Consider the following 22,264-nt stretch of genomic DNA (forward strand, 5'->3'; position numbering starts at 1 on the left):
GGGAGAGAGCCAGCCAACGGATGGCAAAAAGAAAATTTTTAAAATATAGAATTTATATGTTTCACGGCAAATAGACCGCCTTCCCTAACGGGAGGACGGTCTATTTAGCTTCATTTACTTACTAGCAGGTTGCTCGTCTGTACCTTTCCCCGCAAACCTGATAAATATGAATAATCCAATCAGAACCACAACGATCCCCGACCAGAAGAACCAGAACGGAACGCCGAACCGGTCGGCCACAGGTCCCGCCAGGGCAAGCCCGATCGGGGACGACAAGAGTCCAATACTCGTCACGAAGGAGAGCACACGCCCTAGAAGCTCAGGCTCATAAGACTTCTGGATCATCGCCATGTACGGGCCGTTGAACAAGGGGGCAGCGGCACCCATCAGGAACGAGAGGACGGTAAAAGCAAGGAACGCCTCGCGCCCGACCATCCCGCTCAGGACACAGGTGAGCCCGATTACAACCAGGCTCACACTCATGTAGGTGGTGTCCTTCCACCTGGAAGCAAGCACCGACAGCAGTGCACCGCCAAGGATCATCCCGATCCCGAATACAGCCTCAATCAGACTGGCACTGTAGCCGCCCCGGCCGAAATGGGACAGCGTCATCAAGGGAAACAGCATCGCCAGCGGCATGAATACCACGCTGAAGACCGCCATGGCAACCGTTACCGTGACAATGGGCTTTTGCGACAGGAAGGCCCGCCAGCCGAGCATAAACTCTTTACGGAATGAGGGTATCTCCACGCTCTCCGGCTTCGGTTGACGGATCTGGACGAACAGAAGCATGACATTAGCGATTAAGGCACCTGCCACATCTAAAAGCAATACGGTTCCTAGTGAAGTAGCCGAGTATACCGCTATTCCAAGCGCAGGCCCGAGTACGCTGGAAGCGGAGAAGATGAGCTGGTTCCAGCCTGCTACCCGGGTGAGCTGGTCTTCCGGCGCAATCAGAGGAATCGCAGCCTGGAATGAAGGGGCATGGAAGGACGAGGCTGCCGAACGAATCAGCAGAATGGCATACACGATCCATAAACTCGGCTCCCCCCATAGATAGTAGGCACCCAGAATCAGACTGGTTAGTGCAATGGCGCTGTCCGCGGCGATCATGGTGAGCTTACGGTTCCAGCGGTCGAGCCAGACGCCAATGAACGGGCCCAAGACCGCCTGCGGCAGGAACCCGGCCAGACCGGCCAGCATCAGCACGGTAGCCGATCCTGTCGTCTCGGTCAGATGCCAGACGATGGAGAACTGAACCATCGCCGATGTTAATATCGAGAAGATTTGCCCGCTGAAGATGAAGGCGAACGTCTTTTTCCATTGAATATTCATAAGTTTCTTACCTCCCTAATAAAGACAGACCCAAATCCGGAAGTGGACTTGGGTCTGCAACAATTACATGATGGGACAGTGCGAAACCGGGCATAGTGAAATAAGCCGTAGCGGATCGCAGCCGATGTCCTTAACGTAAATAGCAGCAGCTCAAAAAAGCCCACACTTGGTGGAAAATCAGCTTTTGTTGAACGTGCTTACCATATACGTGGAATCATCGGCTGCCATCCTCCTGAAATTTTTATAGGTGGAGCTTAACATTGAAGTTCTCCAGATGTCAATAATATCGGAGCATTCCGCATCTTCAGCCTAGTATGCTATATTGGGAATAATGAAGCGGATACAGGGGGCTGGAGGATGTTCTTTTTCATAGTAATGCTTATATGTTTCGGTGTGTTCGTAGCGCTTGCCTATATATTCAATGCGAAGCATAAGATCGTGATGCCGCTGATCTGCGCGGTGGCAGTCAGTATGCTGGTGCAAGTGCTGGAGCAATTCTATATGAGCAGCATTATTGTCGTGGCGTTCATTCTGTATTTCATTATAAGCAGCATCAGGACCTTCAAGCATGAACAGTTCCAGTTGATGGTGGCGATTCTTTTCAGCACGTCCGTTGTTACTCTCATCATAACCTCAACCTACTTCAAGCAGCCTGTGGTTCCCTCCGAAGCGGAGATGGTCAGGGTGATGTTCATCTATTACCCGCTGCTGATTCTATTTATCTCCTGCTATACCTACATGCTGCTTAGCGTATTCAATTTCAAGCTGCTTCAGTCCGGGAACCCGCTCGGGTATGTGATGGGTAAGGTGCGGGGCTTCAGGCGTATGATTCGTCTGCTCTGGATCGCTTCACGCAAAGGGCTGAACCATCTGCTCCAGCAGGATCATGCGAAGCTGCCGCAGGTGATTGCTGCCATTCTGGATAACATGGGCGGAGTCTTCGTGAAGTTCGGGCAGGTCTTATCGACCAAGAAGGATCTGCTGCCTGCGCAATACATCGAAGCGTTCTCCAGCCTGTATGATCAGGTTAAGCCGCTCAGCCGGAAGGAGCTGAAGGAGATCATCGACAGCAGAATCGGCGATCTGGAGGAGACGTATGAAGACTTCGGAATGGAGCCCATTGCAGCCGCATCGATCGGTCAGGTGCATCTGGCACGGCTGAAGTCCACGGGAGAGAAGGTAGTTGTCAAAATCCTGCGGCCGGATGTGAAGCAGAAGATGAGCGTAGATCTGGATCTATTAATCCAATTCGTGACCCGGCTCTCCGAACGCTCCTCCAAAATCCAAAGACTCGGCTTAATCCAGCTCGCCCAAGGCTTCAAAACGAATCTGATTGAAGAGACGGACTTCGACATCGAAGCGCTGAATACCAACCTGCTGCGCCAAGCATTCCAGGAACACGATATTCCGATACAAGTGCCGAAGATCTACGCCGAGTACTCGACCAAGCAGATTCTGACCATGGAATATATTGAAGGGCACCGGTTCACCCGAAAGGTGAGCAGCGATGTGTCCGAAATGATCATGCACGCATTCCTGCAGCAGATTCTGATGATCGGCATCTTCCACGCCGACCCGCATCCCGGCAATCTGATGCTGACCCAAGACGGGAAGGTCGCGCTGATTGACTTCGGTTCCGTGGGTTATCTGACGGAGGAGGAGCGGGCCGGGATGTTGAATTTCCTGATGGGCTACAGCCGGAAGGATACGAAGCAGATGGCCCAGGGCCTGGCCGGAGTCTGTGAAGAAGGGGAGCTGCTGGATGTGAGAATGATCGAGCGGCGCCTCGGCAGACTTTTGTCCGAAGCCTCTTTCTCGGCTGATCCGACCAGTGTCATGATGAGACGGCTGATGTCGATGATTACCGAGCTGGGGATGTCCTTGAAGCCGACGGTGGCTGGGGCCTTCCGGGCGATTATTACCCTGGACGGGACCTTGTCCTCTGTAGATGAGTCGTACTCTCTATCCGCAGCAAGCCAGTCCTTCGCAGAGCAGATAGATCAGGGGCAGATCGTTAAGGAACAGTTCAACAAGGTGAAGGGGCGGCTGGAGGACTATATTCCGAAGCTGCTGGAGCTGCCGCTGCTGAAGGACAACCGGATCACCCTTGCGCGTGAGGACAATCATAGTCTGACGGATTTCGTGGGGACGCTGACGGTCGGGATGTTCACAGTAATCTGTATGGTGATCATGCTGGCCAGCTTCTGGGTGCAGGGGGAGATCATGCGGTTCGTCCTGGCTCCCCTATCGATGTCAGGCTTCGGCACGGGGATGATTATCCTGATGATGTCCGTGATTAAGCAGTTGAAACCCAAGAGTTAACGGAGGGCGTGTAGGAATATGGCGAATCTACTCCCGAACAAGAAGAGAATACGCGGGTGGAAGCGCAGGGTTAGGCAGGGTTCAATAACGATAGAGACACACAAGGCCTCAGAGAATTCTCTGGGGTTTATTGTCTGGGGAGGGGAGAAGCCCCTTGGCTGGGCAGCTACCAATCCCCCGGAGTTATGATATAATTTAGCTTTATTACGGCTGGATAAGGATTATCCTGGCACGCATAGAGAGGTACTTCATATGATAAATAATTTCTGGCGTGAATTGCCACGCCCTTTTTTTATACTGGCTCCGATGGAGGATGTGACGGATGTGGTGTTTCGTCATGTGGTGAGTGCGGCCGGCCGGCCGGATGTGTTTTTTACGGAGTTCGTCAATACAGAGAGCTATGCTCACCCGGAGGGGAAGCAGGCGGTGCGGGGGCGATTAACCTTCACCGAGGATGAACAGCCGATGGTTGCGCACATCTGGGGGGACAAGCCGGAGTATTTCCGGAAGATGAGCATCAGCATGGCTGAAGAGGGCTTCAAGGGAATCGATCTGAACATGGGTTGTCCTGTAGCGAATGTAGCCGAGAACGGGAAGGGCAGCGGCCTGATCTGCCGTCCGGAGACCGCAGCGGAGATCATACAGGCGGCGAAGGCCGGAGGACTGCCCGTCAGCGTCAAGACCCGGCTCGGATTCAGCAGCGTGGACGAATGGCGGGGCTGGTTGACTCATATTTTGCAGCAGGACATTGTGAATCTGTCCATCCATCTGCGTACGCGGGAGGAGATGAGCAAGGTCCCGGCCCACTGGGAGCTGATTCCTGAGATTAAAAAGCTGCGGGATGAGATCGCGCCGGACACCCTGCTGACGATTAACGGGGACATAGCGGACCGGGAGACGGGCCTGAAGCTGGCCGCAGAGTATGGGGTAGACGGGATTATGATCGGGCGCGGGATTTTTCATAATCCGTATGCGTTCGAACAGGAGCCAAGGGAGCATAGCAGCAAGGAGCTTCTGGATCTGCTTAGGCTGCACCTGGATCTGCACGATCACTATTCGGCGCTGGAATCCCGTTCCTTCAAGCCGCTGCCCCGCTTCTTCAAAATCTACGTCCGCGGCTTCCGCGGCGCCAGTGAACTCAGAAATAATCTAATGAACACCAAGTCCACCCGTGAGGTGCGTGCACTGCTGGATGAATTCGCAGGCAAGGAGCAAGACGGGGCGGAGGAGCTTGGGGACTCGAGGGAGGGCGTATGAGAAACTTTATTATTTTCGGAGCAAGTAAAGGCTTGGGAGAGGCCTTCGTCAAGGCGCTGCCGGTGGCGGGCGATCAGGTCTGGGTGGTCTCCAGAACGTATCCGGACAGCATGAAGCTGGAGGATGGGGTTCAGCGGACCTGGATTGAGGCTGACTTGGCGAAGCCGGATGCTGCGGGCCGGATTGCAGAATCATTGAACGGCGTTACCATGGACGTATTCATCTATAATGTTGGCGTATGGGAGAGCAAGGGGTTCAGCGATGACTATGATTTTGAGCAGGATGATCCGGCTGAGATTGCCAGCATTATTAACATCAATGTGACTTCGGCGATTACGTGCATCCAGAAGCTTTTGCCCAATCTTATAAAGTCAGAGAACGCCAAAATCTTCTTGATTGGTTCTACGGCAGGTCTTGACCATAATGATTACACTCAGGTAACGTTCACCGCGTCCAAGTTCGGTCTGCGCGGGATTGCCAATGCGGTGAGGGAGCATGTGAAGAAATACGGCATCGGTGTGACTATCATTAATCCCGGGGAGATTGCTACCCAGATTCCGCTGGAGGCCGGGGTGGAGCCCGTCTTGTCCGCCTATAACGGTGCGCAGATTCCGCTTCAGGATATCGTATCCCTGGTGCAATGCGTCATGAACCTGTCCAAGGCTTCCTGTGTGAAGGAAATCAATATTCCAGCGATGCTGGACTCGAATGCGTAGGGATGAAGGATGTTGCGCGGTTAGAAGAGCTTCGGGGGCATTACGCAGTGGCTCAGACAAACGGCAGGTAAGGGGGAGGAGCATGAGCTATAAAAGCTTAATGTGCGGGTTGCTGGTCTTATGTATATCCCTATTAGCAGCATGCAGTTCTGGTTCTTCAATAAGCGATTCCGAGAAGCGGCAGATGGTGGAGCAGGTGAGGATCGTTGAACAGAGTGAGTATAATCTCCTTAACCTTCATAAATCATATAGACAATATCATAAAGCTGTAAATGAACTGGTAAGTGAAGAATATTGGGCATCGATCAGCGGCGAGATTGTATTCGGATATGATGCTGCAACATACACCCGGGATGATCTGGCGAATATGCCGCAAGAGGAGTACGACATACTCAAAGAGCGTATGCTTCAAATCCTTCGTGGAGCGGAAATGGATAAGCTTAGTGCAACGGTTCGCATATCGGATGTGTATGCAGGGAGTAACTCCAATCAAGCCAACATATACACGTTCGAACATAAAGAATTGAAGGATCAGCCGTTCACCGCAACTGCTAAGAAATATACCTTGGAGAAACGCAGCGGAGAATGGATTATTACCAAAGTAGAGCAAGATAAATTCACTTATGGAAGCGGGCAGACCGCAGAGTTAAGAGAAGACGGGATCAAGGGTCTCAATTATCAAGCCCATGACGGCAAGGATATCGGTTATCCGACAGTGATCGTGTTGCCTGGAGCCTCAGATTCATCCTAATAAGTCCAACCCGAAGAAAGCACTCTTTTTGGGTGCTTTTTGGGGCCGTCACTCTTTCATCAGGCGTACGGCTTGCCTTAGGGTTGCGGAGAATCAGACTTAATAGAATGCCAGCAGCCGCGATCCGTGCGGTCAAGGGGAGAGAGGTTTTAGAGTGGAGCATATGTCACAGTATACTTACATTCAATCGATCGCAAAAGCTACTATAAGTCAATTACAGGGGATAATTAAAGAAGGCATCACAGAAAAGGAAATCGTCTATAGAGCCGAAGAGATTATGAGAGATAAGGGGATTCATAGTTTTTGGTATCACGGTGTAGGGGCATTTGTTCACGTTGGGAAGAGAACAATTAGGTCCGAGTCGGGTAAGGAGTATAAGCCTTCGGATACATTGGTCCGCAGAAATGATATCGTGACCATAGATCTTAGTCCAGAGATTAACGCCTATTGGGGAGACTATGCACGAACACTAATAGTGATTGATGGAAAAGTAATTGCCGAAGACGCACTTGCACATACCAATAATGAATCTGCACTAGAATTTTCACATGGAATTAACGCCGAAAAGGAGCTCCATAACAAATTTATGGATTTTGTAAGACCGGGCATGACTTTTGAAGAAGTCTACTTATATATGAATGAGGTTATCCAACAACTTGGTTACATTAATCTTGATTTTTCCGGAAATTTGGGGCATACCATCGAATTCGATAAAGATCACAGAAAATACTTTGAGTCCGGGAATAAGATGAAGCTTAGTGAAGGATCACTATTTACATTTGAGCCGCATATTAAGCACAGAAATGGATTGTACGGTTTTAAACGGGAGAATATTTATTATTTCCGTGATGGAGAATTACTTATTTTATAAGAACGTACGCTGCCGGACGGATTCCAGAATCATTGAACAGCGTTACCCTGGACGTATTCATCTATAATGTTGGCGTATGGGAGAGCAAGGGTGATACGAATGCGTAAATGAACTGAGGACCGGATGAATGGCAGGCAATAATCCTGGAGCCAACAAGCCTGTCCTCTATTTTGTTATATCTACCCAATCGTAATACTTCCGCCATGTACCTGGGACCCGATATAAGCGAATATAGACACAGAAGCGTCGGGTGATCCCGAACATAGGAGGTTGAAAAGATATGGCTTATCAGAATATTGACGGTGTGCGCGTGTGGGGGAAGCCGGATGAAGGAGCCCTGATGCAGGCACGGATGTGTGCGGAGAATGGAAATGTGGTGCAGACCCTGCTGATGGCGGATCATCATAAAGGCTACAGCCAGCCGATCGGCGGCGTGGTCGTATACGATGGACAGATTTCCCCGTCGGGTGTGGGGTATGATATCGGATGCGGGAATAAGGCGGTGCGGACCGGCTTGAAGATAGAGGAGCTGCGGCCGCGGCTCTCAGGGATTATGGATGAGATTGCCCGCAGAATCTCCTTCGGCATAGGCCGGGTTAATAACGAGCGTGTGGAACACGAGCTGTTCGACGACCCGGATTGGGCGGTGTTCAAGGCGGTGGGCAGCGGAGTACATGATAAGCTGAAGGCCCTGGCGCAGAATCAGCTCGGTACGGTCGGCAGCGGCAACCACTTCGTAGATATACTTGAAGAAGAGGCAACGGGCCGGGTATGGATTGCCAATCATTTCGGCAGCAGAGGCTTCGGGCATAAGACAGCGAGCGGGTTCCTTAACCTGGCAGCAGGCAGAGACTTTCTGGCGAATGCCCCCGGGGAAAAGATGGATCAGCCGCCCGTTCTGCTCGACCTGAACAGTGAGCTGGGCGATATGTATTACAGAGCGATGAAGCTGGCCGGGCGCTATGCTTATGCGGGAAGAGACTATGTCATCCAGCAGGTCTTGGCGATTCTGGGCACGGAAGCGGATCTCGCGGTGCACAACCATCATAACTATGCCTGGAAAGAGACGCATGACCGCAAGGAAGTCATCGTCGTCCGCAAAGGGGCCACTCCGTCCGCACCCGGACAGATGGGCTTCATCGGGGGCAGCATGGGAGACATCTCCGTGATCGTCCAGGGCAAGGACAGCGAGGAGAACCGGGATGCTTATTACAGCACCGTTCATGGAGCGGGCCGAATCATGAGCCGGACCCAGGCTGCGGGCCGTATGAACTATAAAACCCGTACCCGCAGCGGCGGTCAAATTACGACAGCGCAAATGCTGGAGGCGGTCCGGCAGTTCGGCGTAGTGCTACGCGGCGCGGGGACGGACGAGAGTCCTTTTGTCTACCGCAAGCTGCAAGAGGTGTTGGACGCGCACGCCGGGACTGTTGAGGTTATGCATGTGCTAAAGCCAGTGGGCGTTTGTATGGCGGGCGCGGATGAGTTCGATCCGTATAAGGATTGAGGGGGTGATTCATGTGCGTCATGATAAGGAAGATGGACAGCTTATCATCAACCCTAAGTCGGTTACACTGGATGAAATCCTATCTTGTATCACCCCAGATAATATCCATCACGAAGTCTCCACAGGCGGGCAACAAGGACGGGAAGTATGGTAACATAGAACTTCAAGAAGAGGCCGACAGGCCTTTTCCCATTTTCAATAGGGAGGGATTACATGTCCTGGAGCAAACTGAAGCAACAACTGGAGGGCTTCCTCAGTCCATCCTTAGAGGGACGGGTAGAGTACCGGGCGCCCGCTTACCGCTATTCGCCGGATAAATCAGGCACCTGTTATATTACGGTGGACAAGAAGAACATTCTCAGCATGACCGACAAGTCAAGCCCCATCCGCTGGTATTCGTCTGAGCTGGAGGTCAAGAATGACCCGGAGCTCCATATCTCCGTCACCCATGAAGACATTGAAGCAGTCAGACTGACGGCCAAGGGGCCCATCCCTGAGGAACGCCTAATCATCATGGCCCGAAGCCGCTTAACCACCGAACACGCCAAAGCATTGATGTTGGCCCAGGCTGCCCTGACGAAATCGAATTTCATTGTAGTAGCGAATAAGTTCCTGGTTACTCCTATCGAGGAGAGCCTGGAGAGCAGCGATATCATCTTGAATATTCTGGCTCTGATGGACCGGAGAGTCGGGCGGAAGCGGATCGAGGGGATGTCCGTGAAGATGCAGCGGAAGCATCCGGCGGTGGAGTATTTCTATGATCTGCGGCGCGGAGCATTATGACTGTTACAGCCGCTGCGGTTAGAGCGATTTGTTAAAATATAAGAATTTATATGTTGTACGTTATAAATTAGCCTTCTATTTCTCGCTGAAACAGTACCGTCCTTTAAAAGGACGGCAAATCCGTTTCCGCTTGTACTCAGCGTTTCCCGGCAACCAGCATATATCCGGCCCCCCGGACCGTAATAATCCGCTCGGGATGGATAGGGTCTTGCTCGATTTTTTTGCGCAGATTACTGATGTGGACCGCCACCGTTCGCGTATCCTCCAGACTCTTCATCCCCCAGATAAGGTGAAACAGCGTATCGACAGTGACTACTTGATTCACGTTCTGTGCCATGTAGGAGAGCAGGCTGAATTCTTTTTTCGACAGAAAAATCGTTCTGCTGCCCATATGGACCGACTGTGCATAGAAATCCAGCGTCAGTCCCGGCAGCTCCAGCAGCTGTTCCCTTCTGCCCGCGGATACCCTGCGGAGGTGAGCCTTGATCTTGGCCATGAGTACGCCCGGACTGAACGGCTTGGTCACATAATCATCCCCGCCATACGATAAGGCGCTGATCTTCACCTCATCCTCCTCCTGACTGCTTAGGAACACAATCGGGGCATTCGTGTAATTGCGTGCGTTCTTGCACCAGTCAATGCCGTTCTCATTCGCCAGCAGCACATCCAGCACAATCAGGTCTGGGTTAAATGACCCAAGCTGCACCATAGCATCGGCCCCGCTGTGGCAATACGAGGACTCGAAGCCTTCCCGCTGGCAGTATAGCTGAACAATCTCACAGATATGGGGATCGTCGTCGACGATCATAATTCGGTATGTGTCCATTCTATTGTCACTCTCCTGCTTCCTGAATCAATGGCAATATGACCTGGAAAATCGACCCCGTCTTCCCGTCGCTCTCCGCCCGGACACTCCCGCCATGCGCTTGTACAATTTCCCTGCATATCGCCAGCCCCAGCCCGCTACCTTCTACGCCCATGTCCAGCCCCGGCCGGTCCACCCGGTAATTGCGGTCGAAGATCTGCTCCAGCTGCTCTGGAGGAATACCCATGCCGGAGTCTTGTACGCTGATGACCACACACCGCGTACCGTTCACCTCGTCCACAGCTAAGGCAAGACGCACCAACCCGCCGTCAGGAGTGAACTTCATCGCATTTGACACCAGATTGAATAGTGCTTGCTCTAAGCGTTGCGAATCAATCCGGGCAACAGGCAGGCCGGCGCCCAGGTCTGCTGTATCCCCGATGTCCAGATCGAAATCCAGTCCCGCATCCCGCACCACCAGCTCATATTGTTCATAGAAGCCGCGCAGGAACGGAGTCACCTGAACAGGCGCCATCCGGTACTCCACTTGCCCTGTCTCCAGATGGGACAAGAAGCTCAGCTCCCCGATCATACGGTTGATCCTTATCGTGTTATCGCGGATATACTGCAGATACTGTTCATTGCTCTCCGGCTTGACCATGTCCATCACTGCCTCGACATAACCCAGCATACTGGACAGCGGCATGCGCAGATCATGCGTAATGTAGGCCAGCAGCTTCTTCCTGCCTTCCTCGGAGTGCAGCAACCGTTCATACGATAGGCGGAGATCCTCGTGGGCTGCGGATAAGGCATGGGTGCGCTCCAGTACGATCTGCTCCAGATTGGCATTCATCCCGGTGAGCTTGAGATTGGCTTCCTGCAGCTCCCGCGCAATCCGTTCTTCATTCGTTGCTGCCCTTGTGAATCTTGAAGAGAGCAGCAGCATCTGGGCGACCGTGAAGATGAGCAGCCCGAACGGCGAGGTATTTTCGATGGGCGACCATTCGTTGTAATACAGGAAATCGTTGATCACCGTAGCCAGAGCCACCACCGACACCAGCAGGAAGATCAGCGCTCCCTCCATCCGCCGCACCGCCGCATGAGCCAGCCCCGCCATCAGATACACCATATGGATAACCACTACCACGCCGATCAGCACCAGCATCCGGGAATAGACGAGAGCAGGGGTCACCACAACCACTAGACAGAGTGCGCCGGTGACGATCCGGGAGCCATAGCGGAACCAACGCGACACGTAATCCGGGAAAATGCACTCAAAATACATCGTGATCATCCACCCGCCAAGGCAGAGGATCAGATACTCCAGCTTGAACTGCAACTCCCACGGAAAATGAGGCAGCCACTGGGTAAACATAAGCTCGCCGTTCAACAGGGAGCGGATAGAGAACATCACAGTGAACAGACCGAAGTATAGCGGTGCCCGGTCTTTACGCCGCAGCATGAACAGCAGCAGATGATACACGCCGATCACCAGCAGACTGGCGGTGATGAACATATCCGCAGCAATCCTCAGATGGGTCCGCACCGTTAACGCATTACTGCCGCCCAGCTCGATGTCCTTGGTGATGCCGCCCCGCTTATGATGGAAGTTCGCGACCTGCATCACCAGCTCCACCGTGTCGCCTTCAGGCTGGAAGAACACCAGTCTCGTAGCCAAGCTCGGCGTCATGCCCTCCTTGTCCTGATCCACCACACCGACCTCAGATAGCAGTTCTCCATTCACCCACAATTTATAGGCATGAAAAATAGTAGGCAGCCGCAGAGCCAGCCGCTCCTGACTATCCTGCTCACTAAGCCGGATCACCAGCCGGAAGGTGGCATAGCCTTCGCCCTTCAACACTTGACCGTCCAGCGGGTAGCCGAGCCAGGAGCCGGGGATGTTGATATACCGTTCCCGGCCATCCGGTTCCCCGCCTGCCATCCGGCTTCGTATGTCTCCGGGTGAGAGCAGCTCGTGCCAATAGAAGGCCCATTCTCCCTGTAACTTCAGCGGATTCATACGGATAGAGGTATGCGTTAGATCCAGAAGGCCTTCCTTGCTTCGAGGCTTGGGGGCACCCGGCGTTGCAGACAGGATGGCATAGCTTGCGATCAGCCCGATAACCACGACCACAGCGATATGTAACCAGATATTACGAGAACCGGACCTTAGTATACCCCTCATGATGAAGCCGACCCCAATCTACAAGATTCGTCATTCTTAAGCTCATTGCCTTAATGATAGCATCATTGCCGAAAATTGTGTGAAATTGCAATATGTAAAGTTTTCTTTTCTTACATTAAGAGGCTAAATTCCTGTGTAGAATGCTAGATAAGGAGATAGGAATGTCGAAAATTGTAAGTTTCTCGAGGTGATTCAAAAACTACAACAATGTTGGAATGAATTAGAAATTCGGTAATAAAATATACTACCCTGATGAATGGCCCATGGAGGGTCCTTTTTATTGTTATGTTTTGGGGCCCACGCAAAGTACCTGAGTAAGCATCGAAGCCATAGCATCACTTTGTGGGGTTATTCTATGGGAAACGATCTAAGGAGGCTTGGCTATTGTATAAGAAAGTATCAGTCAGAGCTGTATCCCTAATGTCCGCGTTCGTATTACTGCTCTCTGTGTTCTTCACCGCCTTACCGAATGCAGAGGCAGCCGCGAGAGGAGCGTGGTCGCCGAACACGGCCTATGCGGTGAATGACACCGTAACGTATGGAGGAGGTACATATACCTGTCTGCAGGCGCATACGTCCCTGACCGGCTGGGAGCCGCCGAATGTTCCTGCATTATGGAAAAGCGGCAGCACCACAACACCCACACCAACGCCCACAACGCCACCGGCCACGAACGGAGCCATCTTCTATGCAGACAGGGACTATGGCGGCAAGGCCGTCACCCTGGGAGCGGGCAATTATGTGCTGTCCCAGTTGAACAATGCGGGCATTCCGAATGACTGGATGTCCTCGCTCAAGGTACCGAATGGCTGGACGGTTGAAGTGTATGCGGACGATAATTTCGGCGGCACGAAGTGGACCTATACATCAAGCTCCTCCTGGGTCGGCGAGAGTGTGAATGACAAGATGTCTTCGGTCAAAATCTACACCGGTTCACCGCCAGCGTCCGGCGTCACCCGCCCCTCCGAGGTGCCCAGCCAGATCTGGACCTATGCCATGAATGTGGACAATAAATTCGGCAAAGGCGGAGATTTCGCACTACTGCTGAGCGCGGTGATCAAGAAGGAAAGCAGCTTCGGAGCAGGCCTGCCGGGCAGCCCGTCCGCCGGTGACGGCTTGATGCAGGTCGAGCCGAATACACGGGCCGCGTATGCCTCCCAATTCAGCGCCAAATTCGGCCGCACGTATAATCACAGCAGCGAACAGGATCAGGTAGCCTTAGGCGGACTGATTCTTGATGAGAAGATCGCAAGATTCGGCAACATCTACAACGGACTCTTACATTACAACGGGGGCGACAACTGGTATCCAGGAGCCACCGATTCCTACGGCCGCCCGATCCTGGCGGATCAGTATGCGAATGCCGTATATGCTACGTATAAGGGGTATGGGGGGCAGAACTGAGGAAGTACTTCCTTCCATAAAAGAAACAAAAAGACGCTCGGGAATCCCGCAGCGTCTTTATTTTTGCGCTTGTGCCAAGCCCAGGTGAAGGTCATTCCCAATACGGCACGCCGCTGAAGAGAAACGATTCATTGTTTAAGTAGGCCGTAATCTCTCTACTGGCTAATTTACCGATATGCCCGGGCAGCCATTCCTGCCAGTCCGGCAGGCCCAGCCAGAAATTCATCGTCTCCAGCTGTGCTGCAATGAAGAAGCCCTCTAACCTTTTAATATAGTTATCCGGCAACGGATGGTGCTTGGAATAAGACTGAAGCAGCTGTTCTCTGAATGAAGGATGGATGTAAGAGAACGTCCAGCCCAAATCCACTAAGTAATAACCGAACCCGCAAGCACCAAAATCAATGGGCCGTACTTCTTCTCCATCAAACACCAAATTACTTGGAATCAGATCGGCATGAATCATGCCCCAATTGCTGGTTGTCCGCTCCATAGAGTCCATCATGTGAATGACCCGCTCGCCTGCATGCAGCAGAAGCTCCGTTTCTCCTGCATCAAGCAGTCCGGCATTAGCACGTTCCTTAATCATATTAAGGGCCTGCTTGATCCGGGAGCCATCAAAGGCCGGGCGTTCAAAGGCAGCGGGCATGCTCCAGTTCGAGGCTTGCTTATGTAACTTGCCGATCAATTCACCTATGGCCCCGGCATCTTCTATAGTAGGAATGAAAGGCTTCTGTTCACCCTCCACCCATCGTAATAAAGTGCAGTGGGTATGGTTCACGTCCGTAATGAATTCTCCGCGAATATTCTTACAAGGTGAAGGCAGGGTCACATCGGTATCCAAGGTTAACGCTTCCAGCCAGACCATCTCGGATTGAAGCACCTCCCGCTTACTCCAGATTTGCTCAAGGGCGTCACCTTTGGAGATATGCAGCCGGAGGCTGTAACTATTGTTGTCCAGATCAGTGACTTTGTAGATCGTATTGCCGCTCTGTGCAATGAAATCAACCGACTTGCAGCTTATAGGGTAGTGCTCCAGTGCTTTCATTGCGGTATTTAAGTGTGCATCCAATCGCAGCTCGCTCCCTTATTTATCAAAGTATAATAGGTACGATATCATAGCGGTTCATAGGCGGGAATGGAACCGTTGACTATATTCGTTTTTTATTGATAGGGGGAGCCGGAGCTTATTCCGGAGCTGTAGATGTTAGTATTTCTGCACTTTGACTCTCTTGGCGCGACCGATAGCTTATCCTGCCGAACAACGCAGCAGAAATCATAGCCGCTACAGCAACGGAGGCAGCAGCGACCCACGTAATGGCTTGCAGCGATAAATAGTTAATGACAATGCCTCCGAGTCCAGCCCCCGCCGCTATCGCCAGCTGCAGCACAGATGTGTTGAGGGCAAGCATGACACCAGATGTCTTGGGAGACAAGGTAAGAAGATCATATTGCTGGCTTGGAGAAGCTGCCCAGGAGAAGAGCGACCACAGCACCAGCACTGAGAAAACAAGGAATATGGAAGTGCCAGAGACTACCGATAACAATATCAGCATCACCATATTTAACAACGTTGCCCCAGTTAAAGTTCGGGCTACTCCCCATCGATCGGTGCCGCTTCCCCCTACCTTTGACCCGATCAGACTGGCGATGCCGTATGCGAACAGGGCTCCGCTTACCCATCGATCGCTCATTCCGGCAACTTCCAGCAGATAAGGCGACAAATACGTGAAGGCAATGCCATAACCCATCGTCATAAAAAAGTTAATGGCGAGAGAGAGTGCGATTCGCGGTCTCTTCACCATAGCCAGTTGTTTGGCAAAGGAGATCGGCTCATCACCTTCCATCCGTGGTATTGCGCTTGCCAGGACGGGTAGACTGACCATAGCAAGAAGGCTAATACCGCCGAAAATCAGCCTCCAATCGTACGCGGCGGCAATCACCCGGCCAATGGGCACGCCCAAAATAAGTGAAGCGGTGACACCCATTAACACCGTTGCAATCGCACTCCCCTTCTTGTTCGAAGGAGCTAACTTAGCGGCTAAGGCAAGCGATGTCACGACAAATACGCCAGTTCCGAGCGCCATGATGATCCGTGCAAGCAGCATAAATCCATAACCCGGAAAAATCATGATTAGCGCATTACTCACGATAATTAAGCCAAGCGAGTACAACAACAACCTTCGACGGTCAAACCGGGCCGTGACCCCCATTAGGACCGGGGTACCTATGGCGTAGGCTAGTGCGTAGACGGTCATTAACTGTCCAGCCTGAGATAATGTCACTCCGGTATCTGCGGCGACTTTATCTAAAATGCCCGTGATCATGTATTCGGATGTCCCGACAATAAAGCAGACCACAGCAAGTATGAAGATTTTCCAGTTTTGTCCCAAATTAATCATTCCCCCTCGTTAATCAATGGCTGATGTTAGTGTAAACAGTAAATAAGAAATGTAGAAGTACGCACTTTTAAGTCTTATAGGAAGATGCGGGTGCTATAGGAACATGGAAGTTCCCTAGAAAAGAGGGCAGAACTAAATAGAAGGAACACGAGACGCCCAGATTCGCCTGCGGCGTCTTTGGTGCGCGAAGGGGAGGGGATAACCAGCATATGATATACTTGGGGATGAATGTTAGGATGATATCAAGAGGAATGAGGAACAAGGAGGGTTAACCTTTTATGCGTAAAGGAAAGGGTTTTTTAATACTGAGAATTCTAGTTGCCGCTCTTCCTATGGTCCTGTTGATCCAAAATTATGGTACCACCATTCGGATTTGGCTCATTCCTGTAACAACAACAATAGGGCAGGTCGCACCCGCCTTACCTAATAAGAAGATCACTACATTGACCTTCATTCCTGGAAATGACGCAGAGAGCGAATTTAGAATTACCGGCGACGACCATCTTAGCGATCTCATAACCCGACTCTCCAACCTGCAAGTGAAGGAAAAGACAAAAAGTGACCAAAAAGGAGCCGATCCCTTCGACTCCATATTTTTAGACGTCCAGGGCAGCATAAGAGTGATGCTGGATGTCTCCGAAGATAAGAAGGAGCTGCTTCTGCTGAAAGTTAGCAAGGATAACACAACCACCCGCTGGTATTCTGTCCTGAACCAAGAGGAAATGAAGCAGATCGTCAGCTTAATTATGGCAAAAAGAACAGATTGAAGCTTACGATTTCTTACATACGCTGATAAGAAGAGGGGAGGAGGGGGTGAACGGTGTACGATCCCAGTCCGCATACTGATGCTCGATACGAAATCCGTAACGGGTCAATAACTCCGTCAGCGCTGCGTAGGTTGTAAACCGGCAGTCGATCCGGGACTGTGTCCGCTTATAGCCCAAATCGCGAAAAGTTACCCAGTGCATGATGGAACGTTCCGCATCGTAGGTCTGTGTGCCCGATACCTTGACTACGTTGCCGTCTGAATCGATGAATTGCCCCCAAGCCGTCTCCCCTTCATCGGACAGGTCAGTTCCTGCGGGATTACGCATCTCGAAGATCAGACGTCCTCCGGGCTCCAGATGATGGTAGACGTTACGGAGCAAGGCGGCCTGATCCTCATCACTCAAAAAAGCCTGAAACGCATTCCCCGTTAAATAGATCATGGCGAACTTCTTATCAGAGCGAAAGGTTCGCGCATCAGCTTCGATAAACTCTACAGGCAAGTTCCCGGCCTTCACCCGCGCATAAGCCAGCATAGAGGAAGCAATATCAACGCCAGTCATTGCGATTCCCGCCTGAGCCAGCGGCAGAGTCGTCAATCCGGTTCCGCAAGCCAGCTCCAAGACCTCGCCGGCAGCCGCTTGAGCCCATTCCAAATAGAACTGATATTTTCGTGTCTCCCCGCCGAACTCCAGATCATAGTTGACCGGGTCACGGTACTCTTCCAGATTCTTATGCGCAGTCAATGCTAGTTCCTCCTTGGCAATACAATATAAATGCATAAAGGTAAGATAGCATAGCTGTTCATAGGCGGGAATGGAACTGTTGATTATATTCGTTTTTTATTGATAGGAGGGAAAGGAAATATGTTCAGCTTACATAGCTTCACTGACAGCGGTTGTCAGTGAAGTTGTTTTATTATAGAGATAGTCATAGAGAGAGGAGCTACACATGAAACATACAGTATATCTATATGTGTTAGACACCATGGCAGACTGGGAGATAGGGTATCTAACGGCTGAACTGAACTCGGGCAGGTGTTACAAGGAGGGACAAGCTCCATCTACAATAGTTACCGTAGCCAATGAGAAGACACTGATTACTACCATGGGCGGACTGAAAATCATGCCTGACATCACGGTAGATGAGTGCAGCTTGGTAAGCGGAGATGCCTTGATCCTACCCGGCGGTGAGACATGGACCGAAGCTATCCACAAGCCGATCCTTGGGCTCGCTGAGAGATGTATACAGGAGGATATATTAGTGGCAGCCATCTGCGGAGCCACCATGGGACTGGCCCAGGCCGGACTGCTGAATGCACGCCCGCATACAAGCAATGACCTGGAGTACCTCAAAATGATCTGTCCCACGTACACCGGCGAAGAGTTCTACCAGAACCAGCCTGCTGTAACGGACAGCAAGCTGATCACAGCAACCGGCATCGCCCCGCTGGAATTCACCATGCATGTATTGAAAGCCCTGGATGTATTTGCACCAGAGAAATTAGATGCCTGGTATGGTCTGTATAAGACACAGGAAGCGCAGTATTTCTATGCGTTGATGGGATAAGAGCAGTTAATAAGGTTACCCTCTCTTATCGGAGAGGGTATTTCTGTTGGTCTGAGGGATTCCAAAGATACTAATGTATAAAAAGTTAAATTATTCAAAAAAAGTGTTACATTTAGTCGAGTTATGCGTCTTATATTGATAGACAGCATGAGTCATTTCGACTATTAACGCTATTTCTATATCGAAGGGAGGAATTATGGACTTTACTTGTAGACAAAGATGACGTACAGGAGCTTTAGAGTGAGACCTGCTGGATACTTATTAAGAGAGGATGAGTTTGTTGAAAAAGAACATTCGTTATTTTTTATGCCTCATGCTCGTATTTCTAATGATTCCGCTGAGTGTAGCTGCTTCTAATCCTGACCGAAATGCAGACTTAACACATACTGTACCGAAGGCCATTATACAAGCGATGGAATTGCAAGAACCAGCCCTTCAAGCCTATCAGAATCTCTGGAACAGTTTCAATAAAGATGAGCTAGGCACCCCCATTTATCCTGATAATTATGCAGGAGAATATGTCAGCGGCGACAAACTGGTTATTATGTTAGTAGATCCTTCTGAAGAATTGAAAGAGGATTATATGAAACGTGCACAAGATAGTGAGCATGTTATATTTGAAAGCGCTTCATATTCACTCAATTATTTGAATAGTCTAGATCAAGTCGTTACACAGCTGGAGGAGCAGAATTATAGCATTGGTAGCTACGGTGTGGACCGAAAGGCTAACCAGTTCTACGTTTCAGTGATCGAAGAGGATTACAATAAGCTTATGAACGAGCAGCCCCAGACCCTCCAGAAGACAACGGAGAGCTTGCCTGTCCGGATCGAGCCAGGAACGCCTAATACGAGTACGGCCCAATTATGGGGCGGGGATCGAATTACCAATGAAGATAACGGTGCCGGGTTAAGTGTCGGCATTGGCGGTACCTATGGCGGCAGTAGTGCCATTCTGACGGCTGGACACAGCAATGAGAAGGTAGGCTTCTTATCTACAAGATATCCTTATATTCAGTATTCGGGAACACGGACAGGACAGGTAAGTTATCAGCGTGCGAATAGAACAAACGGTGCGACTGGCGTAGATTCACTGGGCGATTTTGCGATGGTGAAGTTAACCGGAAGCGATACGGCGACGAACAAAGTGTATGGCAGTGTATCCATTACCGGCACCTATTCGTCGGTCCCTGTGGGAACCACAATCTATAAATACGGAGCAACGACCGGATATTCTTGGGGTACTGTAACACAAGCGAGCATAAATGTGATCTACTCCGATGGCCTGTTTAATACCTATTATGTGAATGGCCTGTATCAGTCTCTGATGCAGAACTCATCCGGTACCGATGCTGTTGCCGGGGGAGACAGCGGCGGACCGGTGTATATGAAGGATGGAAGTGCGAACAAGCTGCATGGCATTGTAACGGCCAGAAGCAATCCGACGAGCGGGCCTGCTAAGATTATGTATTCCACCCCGATTTATTATGCGGAGCATGCCGGCTTCACCGTCAAGGTGAATTAGTTCAACTGTACCCATAAGGAGGATAATGACATGTCTGTTCCCTCAGTCTCTAGACCATTCCTGTGGTGGTGCGCCGTGTTGACGGTCATTATCCTCATTTGCGTTGTTGTCTACCGGACAGGGTCTGCGTGGGTTCACAATCACCAGTTACGCAAAGACTTCTCAGCTGCGGCAACGGCCAGCCCCTATGAAAAAGGCATTCCGCTGGAGCAAATGGATCTGAGCGTGTATAGCTCCTATTTTCCCGGCATATCTGGAGAGCCTGAATATTCATTAACGCATCGTATAGAAGCGCCTGTGTCTCTGCAGTATTATACTGAGATTTCAGGCGGGGCAACGGCGGTTGCCTTAGAAATTCCCAAGGGAACAATCATTGAGGCCATTCCGTCAAAATCCCAGGGATCTTCATTCTATGAGTTAGGGTATGGGTATACCAGCTATCCTACCTATGAGAAGGGTTGGCGTTATGTTCGGCCGTTTAAGACGGCAGAGGATGCAAATCCTGCATTGAGCGAGAAGTATTACTATGTGCAAATGGACAGCTTAGAGGCTGTATTGGATTCAGCGATTAGAGCAAACAAGCCATTTCGTGCTGCTGTACGTCAGCAACATTGGACCCTGGACCAGGGGAAGCATACCTTTGCACGGTATATTGACGACGTACTGTATCAGAATGGAGCGTACCTCTCGCCGGATTTGTTCTACCGGACCTTTGACCGCTGGAACATCATGCTGCTTGGGGCGGTGGTGGTGATCACCATTGTCCTGTTAAGTCCAAGTTCATGGTTTGCCCGAAAACGAAGATAGAGAGACATTAGAAGCTACGTGATACTGAATGATTAAGAGAACGCCGTGGCGTTCTTTTTTTCTGCGCCAGCCTATTATTCACGAGCCCGAATCACCAGGAAAAAGGGTATAATTAATTAAAAATGGAATTAATATGGTTTTTATGGGGAGGGGTTACAAATTTCACTTCGCATTCTAAAGGCTTGTGAACCCGATGATGATAGAACATTCATGAAGAATTTATATGAGAACCACTATCCTTTAATGAGAAAGAAAGCATTTAATATTATTAAGGATCAAGAAGTCATTGATGATCTAATTCAGGAAGCTTTTATTAAGCTGATCCCCAAAACATCTCTATTGCGCTCCTTAAGCGGCTGCAAAGTTACCTCTTATGTCGTCAACACCATTAAGCATTATTGTTATGACCATATCCGAAGGCGCACCCGCCGTTCCAGGAAGGTCTATACCGGCTTGAAGAACGATGTAGCGGAGCAAATCCCTGATCTAGCAGCCGCGACAGAAGAAAACTACATCCAAGCTGAAGCCATAGGAGCACTTACGGAAGCAATGCTGCAGCTATCTGAACGCGACCGGAATCTGCTCTACTTCAAATACAAGCTGGAGCTGCGGGATCAACAAATCGGGGAGCTCTTAAATATTCCCACGCAGCATGTTCGGCAGTATATATCGAGAGCTAGGGGGCGGGTGCTGCGGTTTTTGAGGGAAGAGGGTGGCTGATGGAAACATGAATGTAATCAAGCGATAAAGAAGGAGATTTTATAATGAAAAAACAAACCAAGTACCTTATAGGAATCGGGGCTTTAATCATTATTTTGGTTGCAGCTGTCTTTGTATATAATGCTCAGAAGACGACTTCTTTTAAGAAAGTAGTAACTGATAAAATTAATGTTAATGAAGTATCCACCATTTATATCACCCAAAGATCTTCAGGTGTTGAAGTTACTCAAGATGAAATTAAAATTGAAGATCGGGAAGAAATAACTAAGATCATAGCTGAGTTCGATAAGTTAGACTTGAAGAATGCGAATGACGGAAAAATTAAGTTCGATCCCTATACGTATAACATTCAGATATATGTAAATAAGGATGTTAGATTCGGTATTGATATATATAACAAAATGAATATTTCCTTGTATGACAGTAGTAAGACCAAGAATAGACTAAGTGATTATTCAGCCAGCAATGCTGAAATAATAAGTAGGCTGGAGAATTATTTTAAATAGACCATGACAAAAAAAGGTGTTCTCGAAGGAGCACCTTTTT

At 50.4% G+C, this 22,264-nt stretch carries 20 protein-coding genes; 14 read left to right on the top strand and 6 right to left on the bottom strand.

Annotated features, from left to right (window positions below; all coding sequences use genetic code 11):
* Window positions 1-114: 114 nt before the first annotated feature.
* Window positions 115-1,335 carry an MFS transporter gene (locus MKY12_RS02040; protein ID WP_339312703.1) on the bottom strand — a complete coding sequence of 407 codons (1,221 nt, stop codon included), beginning with the start codon at window positions 1,333-1,335 and terminating at the stop codon, window positions 115-117.
* Window positions 1,336-1,710: 375 nt separating this feature from the next.
* Here MKY12_RS02040 and MKY12_RS02045 point away from each other — a divergent pair, with 375 nt between their 5' ends.
* The 7 genes from MKY12_RS02045 (at window position 1,711) to MKY12_RS02075 (ending at window position 9,542) form a co-directional block, all read left to right on the top strand.
* Window positions 1,711-3,657: an AarF/ABC1/UbiB kinase family protein gene (locus MKY12_RS02045; protein WP_339312705.1), complete on the top strand. Its 1,947-nt coding sequence runs from the start codon at window positions 1,711-1,713 to the stop codon at window positions 3,655-3,657.
* A 252-nt stretch (window positions 3,658-3,909) separates the two neighbouring features.
* Window positions 3,910-4,914: a tRNA-dihydrouridine synthase gene (locus MKY12_RS02050; RefSeq protein ID WP_339312706.1), complete on the top strand. Its 1,005-nt coding sequence runs from the start codon at window positions 3,910-3,912 to the stop codon at window positions 4,912-4,914.
* Window positions 4,911-5,630 (top strand): SDR family NAD(P)-dependent oxidoreductase, encoded by a 720-nt coding sequence (locus MKY12_RS02055; RefSeq protein WP_339312707.1) that lies wholly within the window; start codon window positions 4,911-4,913, stop codon window positions 5,628-5,630. The genes MKY12_RS02050 and MKY12_RS02055 overlap by 4 nt, the downstream gene beginning before the upstream one ends.
* 82 nt (window positions 5,631-5,712) lie before the next feature.
* On the top strand, window positions 5,713-6,381 hold the full coding sequence (locus tag MKY12_RS02060) for a hypothetical protein (protein WP_339312708.1): 669 nt from the start codon (window positions 5,713-5,715) through the stop codon (window positions 6,379-6,381).
* A gap of 163 nt (window positions 6,382-6,544) precedes the next feature.
* Complete coding sequence (locus MKY12_RS02065; protein WP_339314746.1) at window positions 6,545-7,252, top strand: M24 family metallopeptidase; 708 nt, start codon at window positions 6,545-6,547, stop codon at window positions 7,250-7,252.
* A 280-nt stretch (window positions 7,253-7,532) separates the two neighbouring features.
* Window positions 7,533-8,759 carry an RtcB family protein gene (locus MKY12_RS02070; protein WP_339312709.1) on the top strand — a complete coding sequence of 409 codons (1,227 nt, stop codon included), beginning with the start codon at window positions 7,533-7,535 and terminating at the stop codon, window positions 8,757-8,759.
* A gap of 213 nt (window positions 8,760-8,972) precedes the next feature.
* Window positions 8,973-9,542 carry a hypothetical protein gene (locus MKY12_RS02075; protein ID WP_339312710.1) on the top strand — a complete coding sequence of 190 codons (570 nt, stop codon included), beginning with the start codon at window positions 8,973-8,975 and terminating at the stop codon, window positions 9,540-9,542.
* Between the two features lie 136 nt (window positions 9,543-9,678).
* On the opposite strand, the gene MKY12_RS02080 is transcribed toward MKY12_RS02075, so the two are convergent.
* Together MKY12_RS02080 and MKY12_RS02085 are read right to left on the bottom strand one after the other, a co-directional pair.
* Window positions 9,679-10,368, bottom strand: a complete 690-nt coding sequence (locus MKY12_RS02080; protein ID WP_036730832.1) for a response regulator transcription factor — start codon at window positions 10,366-10,368, stop codon at window positions 9,679-9,681.
* Between the two features lie 7 nt (window positions 10,369-10,375).
* Window positions 10,376-12,532, bottom strand: coding sequence for an ATP-binding protein (locus tag MKY12_RS02085; protein ID WP_339312712.1), 2,157 nt, complete (start codon window positions 12,530-12,532; stop codon window positions 10,376-10,378).
* 384 nt (window positions 12,533-12,916) lie between these two features.
* Here MKY12_RS02085 and MKY12_RS02090 point away from each other — a divergent pair, with 384 nt between their 5' ends.
* The gene (locus MKY12_RS02090; RefSeq protein ID WP_339312714.1) at window positions 12,917-13,936 is read left to right on the top strand and encodes a carbohydrate-binding protein; all 1,020 of its coding nucleotides are present in this window, start codon (window positions 12,917-12,919) and stop codon (window positions 13,934-13,936) included.
* 91 nt (window positions 13,937-14,027) lie between these two features.
* Here MKY12_RS02090 and MKY12_RS02095 read toward each other — a convergent pair whose 3' ends face one another.
* The gene (locus MKY12_RS02095) at window positions 14,028-14,981 is read right to left on the bottom strand and encodes a phosphotransferase (RefSeq protein ID WP_339312716.1); all 954 of its coding nucleotides are present in this window, start codon (window positions 14,979-14,981) and stop codon (window positions 14,028-14,030) included.
* Between the two features lie 139 nt (window positions 14,982-15,120).
* On the bottom strand, window positions 15,121-16,326 hold the full coding sequence (locus MKY12_RS02100) for an MFS transporter (RefSeq protein WP_339312718.1): 1,206 nt from the start codon (window positions 16,324-16,326) through the stop codon (window positions 15,121-15,123).
* Between the two features lie 287 nt (window positions 16,327-16,613).
* On the opposite strand from MKY12_RS02100, the gene MKY12_RS02105 reads away from it, so the two are divergent.
* Entirely contained in the window at window positions 16,614-17,102 is a 489-nt protein-coding gene (locus MKY12_RS02105) for a hypothetical protein (protein WP_339312720.1), read from the top strand.
* A 3-nt stretch (window positions 17,103-17,105) separates the two neighbouring features.
* Here the strand turns inward: MKY12_RS02105 and MKY12_RS02110 are convergent, their stop codons facing one another.
* Window positions 17,106-17,846 carry a methyltransferase domain-containing protein gene (locus tag MKY12_RS02110; RefSeq protein WP_339312722.1) on the bottom strand — a complete coding sequence of 247 codons (741 nt, stop codon included), beginning with the start codon at window positions 17,844-17,846 and terminating at the stop codon, window positions 17,106-17,108.
* A 205-nt stretch (window positions 17,847-18,051) separates the two neighbouring features.
* Here MKY12_RS02110 and MKY12_RS02115 point away from each other — a divergent pair, with 205 nt between their 5' ends.
* The 5 genes from MKY12_RS02115 (at window position 18,052) to MKY12_RS02135 (ending at window position 22,224) form a co-directional block, all read left to right on the top strand.
* Window positions 18,052-18,669, top strand: coding sequence for a type 1 glutamine amidotransferase family protein (locus MKY12_RS02115; RefSeq protein ID WP_339312723.1), 618 nt, complete (start codon window positions 18,052-18,054; stop codon window positions 18,667-18,669).
* A 712-nt stretch (window positions 18,670-19,381) separates the two neighbouring features.
* Window positions 19,382-20,191 (top strand): trypsin-like serine protease, encoded by an 810-nt coding sequence (locus tag MKY12_RS02120; RefSeq protein WP_339312725.1) that lies wholly within the window; start codon window positions 19,382-19,384, stop codon window positions 20,189-20,191.
* Window positions 20,192-20,221: 30 nt separating this feature from the next.
* Window positions 20,222-20,998, top strand: coding sequence for a hypothetical protein (locus MKY12_RS02125; protein ID WP_339312726.1), 777 nt, complete (start codon window positions 20,222-20,224; stop codon window positions 20,996-20,998).
* Between the two features lie 210 nt (window positions 20,999-21,208).
* A complete protein-coding gene (locus tag MKY12_RS02130) occupies window positions 21,209-21,718 on the top strand; it encodes a sigma-70 family RNA polymerase sigma factor (protein WP_339312728.1) in 510 nt (169 codons plus the stop codon).
* 44 nt (window positions 21,719-21,762) lie between these two features.
* A complete protein-coding gene (locus MKY12_RS02135; protein WP_339312729.1) occupies window positions 21,763-22,224 on the top strand; it encodes a hypothetical protein in 462 nt (153 codons plus the stop codon).
* Window positions 22,225-22,264: the final 40 nt, after the last annotated feature.

This window comes from Paenibacillus sp. FSL M7-0896, assembly GCF_037975415.1.
GTDB classification, from domain to species: domain Bacteria; phylum Bacillota; class Bacilli; order Paenibacillales; family Paenibacillaceae; genus Paenibacillus_AQ; species Paenibacillus_AQ silagei.

Excerpts from the sequence above, each read along its gene's own strand:
- MKY12_RS02075 (WP_339312710.1), top strand. The coding sequence starts at position 8,973 with ATGTCCTGGAGCAAACTGAAGCAACAACTGGAGGGCTTCCTCAGTCCA.
- MKY12_RS02060 (WP_339312708.1), top strand. The coding sequence starts at position 5,713 with ATGAGCTATAAAAGCTTAATGTGCGGGTTGCTGGTCTTATGTATATCC.
- MKY12_RS02055 (WP_339312707.1), top strand. The coding sequence starts at position 4,911 with ATGAGAAACTTTATTATTTTCGGAGCAAGTAAAGGCTTGGGAGAGGCC.
- MKY12_RS02065 (WP_339314746.1), top strand. The coding sequence starts at position 6,545 with ATGTCACAGTATACTTACATTCAATCGATCGCAAAAGCTACTATAAGT.
- MKY12_RS02095 (WP_339312716.1), bottom strand. The coding sequence starts at position 14,981 with ATGAAAGCACTGGAGCACTACCCTATAAGCTGCAAGTCGGTTGATTTC.
- MKY12_RS02040 (WP_339312703.1), bottom strand. The coding sequence starts at position 1,335 with ATGAATATTCAATGGAAAAAGACGTTCGCCTTCATCTTCAGCGGGCAA.
- MKY12_RS02050 (WP_339312706.1), top strand. The coding sequence starts at position 3,910 with ATGATAAATAATTTCTGGCGTGAATTGCCACGCCCTTTTTTTATACTG.
- MKY12_RS02125 (WP_339312726.1), top strand. The coding sequence starts at position 20,222 with ATGTCTGTTCCCTCAGTCTCTAGACCATTCCTGTGGTGGTGCGCCGTG.
- MKY12_RS02105 (WP_339312720.1), top strand. The coding sequence starts at position 16,614 with ATGCGTAAAGGAAAGGGTTTTTTAATACTGAGAATTCTAGTTGCCGCT.
- MKY12_RS02080 (WP_036730832.1), bottom strand. The coding sequence starts at position 10,368 with ATGGACACATACCGAATTATGATCGTCGACGACGATCCCCATATCTGT.
- MKY12_RS02045 (WP_339312705.1), top strand. The coding sequence starts at position 1,711 with ATGCTTATATGTTTCGGTGTGTTCGTAGCGCTTGCCTATATATTCAAT.
- MKY12_RS02115 (WP_339312723.1), top strand. The coding sequence starts at position 18,052 with ATGAAACATACAGTATATCTATATGTGTTAGACACCATGGCAGACTGG.
- MKY12_RS02135 (WP_339312729.1), top strand. The coding sequence starts at position 21,763 with ATGAAAAAACAAACCAAGTACCTTATAGGAATCGGGGCTTTAATCATT.
- MKY12_RS02130 (WP_339312728.1), top strand. The coding sequence starts at position 21,209 with ATGAAGAATTTATATGAGAACCACTATCCTTTAATGAGAAAGAAAGCA.
- MKY12_RS02070 (WP_339312709.1), top strand. The coding sequence starts at position 7,533 with ATGGCTTATCAGAATATTGACGGTGTGCGCGTGTGGGGGAAGCCGGAT.
- MKY12_RS02085 (WP_339312712.1), bottom strand. The coding sequence starts at position 12,532 with ATGAGGGGTATACTAAGGTCCGGTTCTCGTAATATCTGGTTACATATC.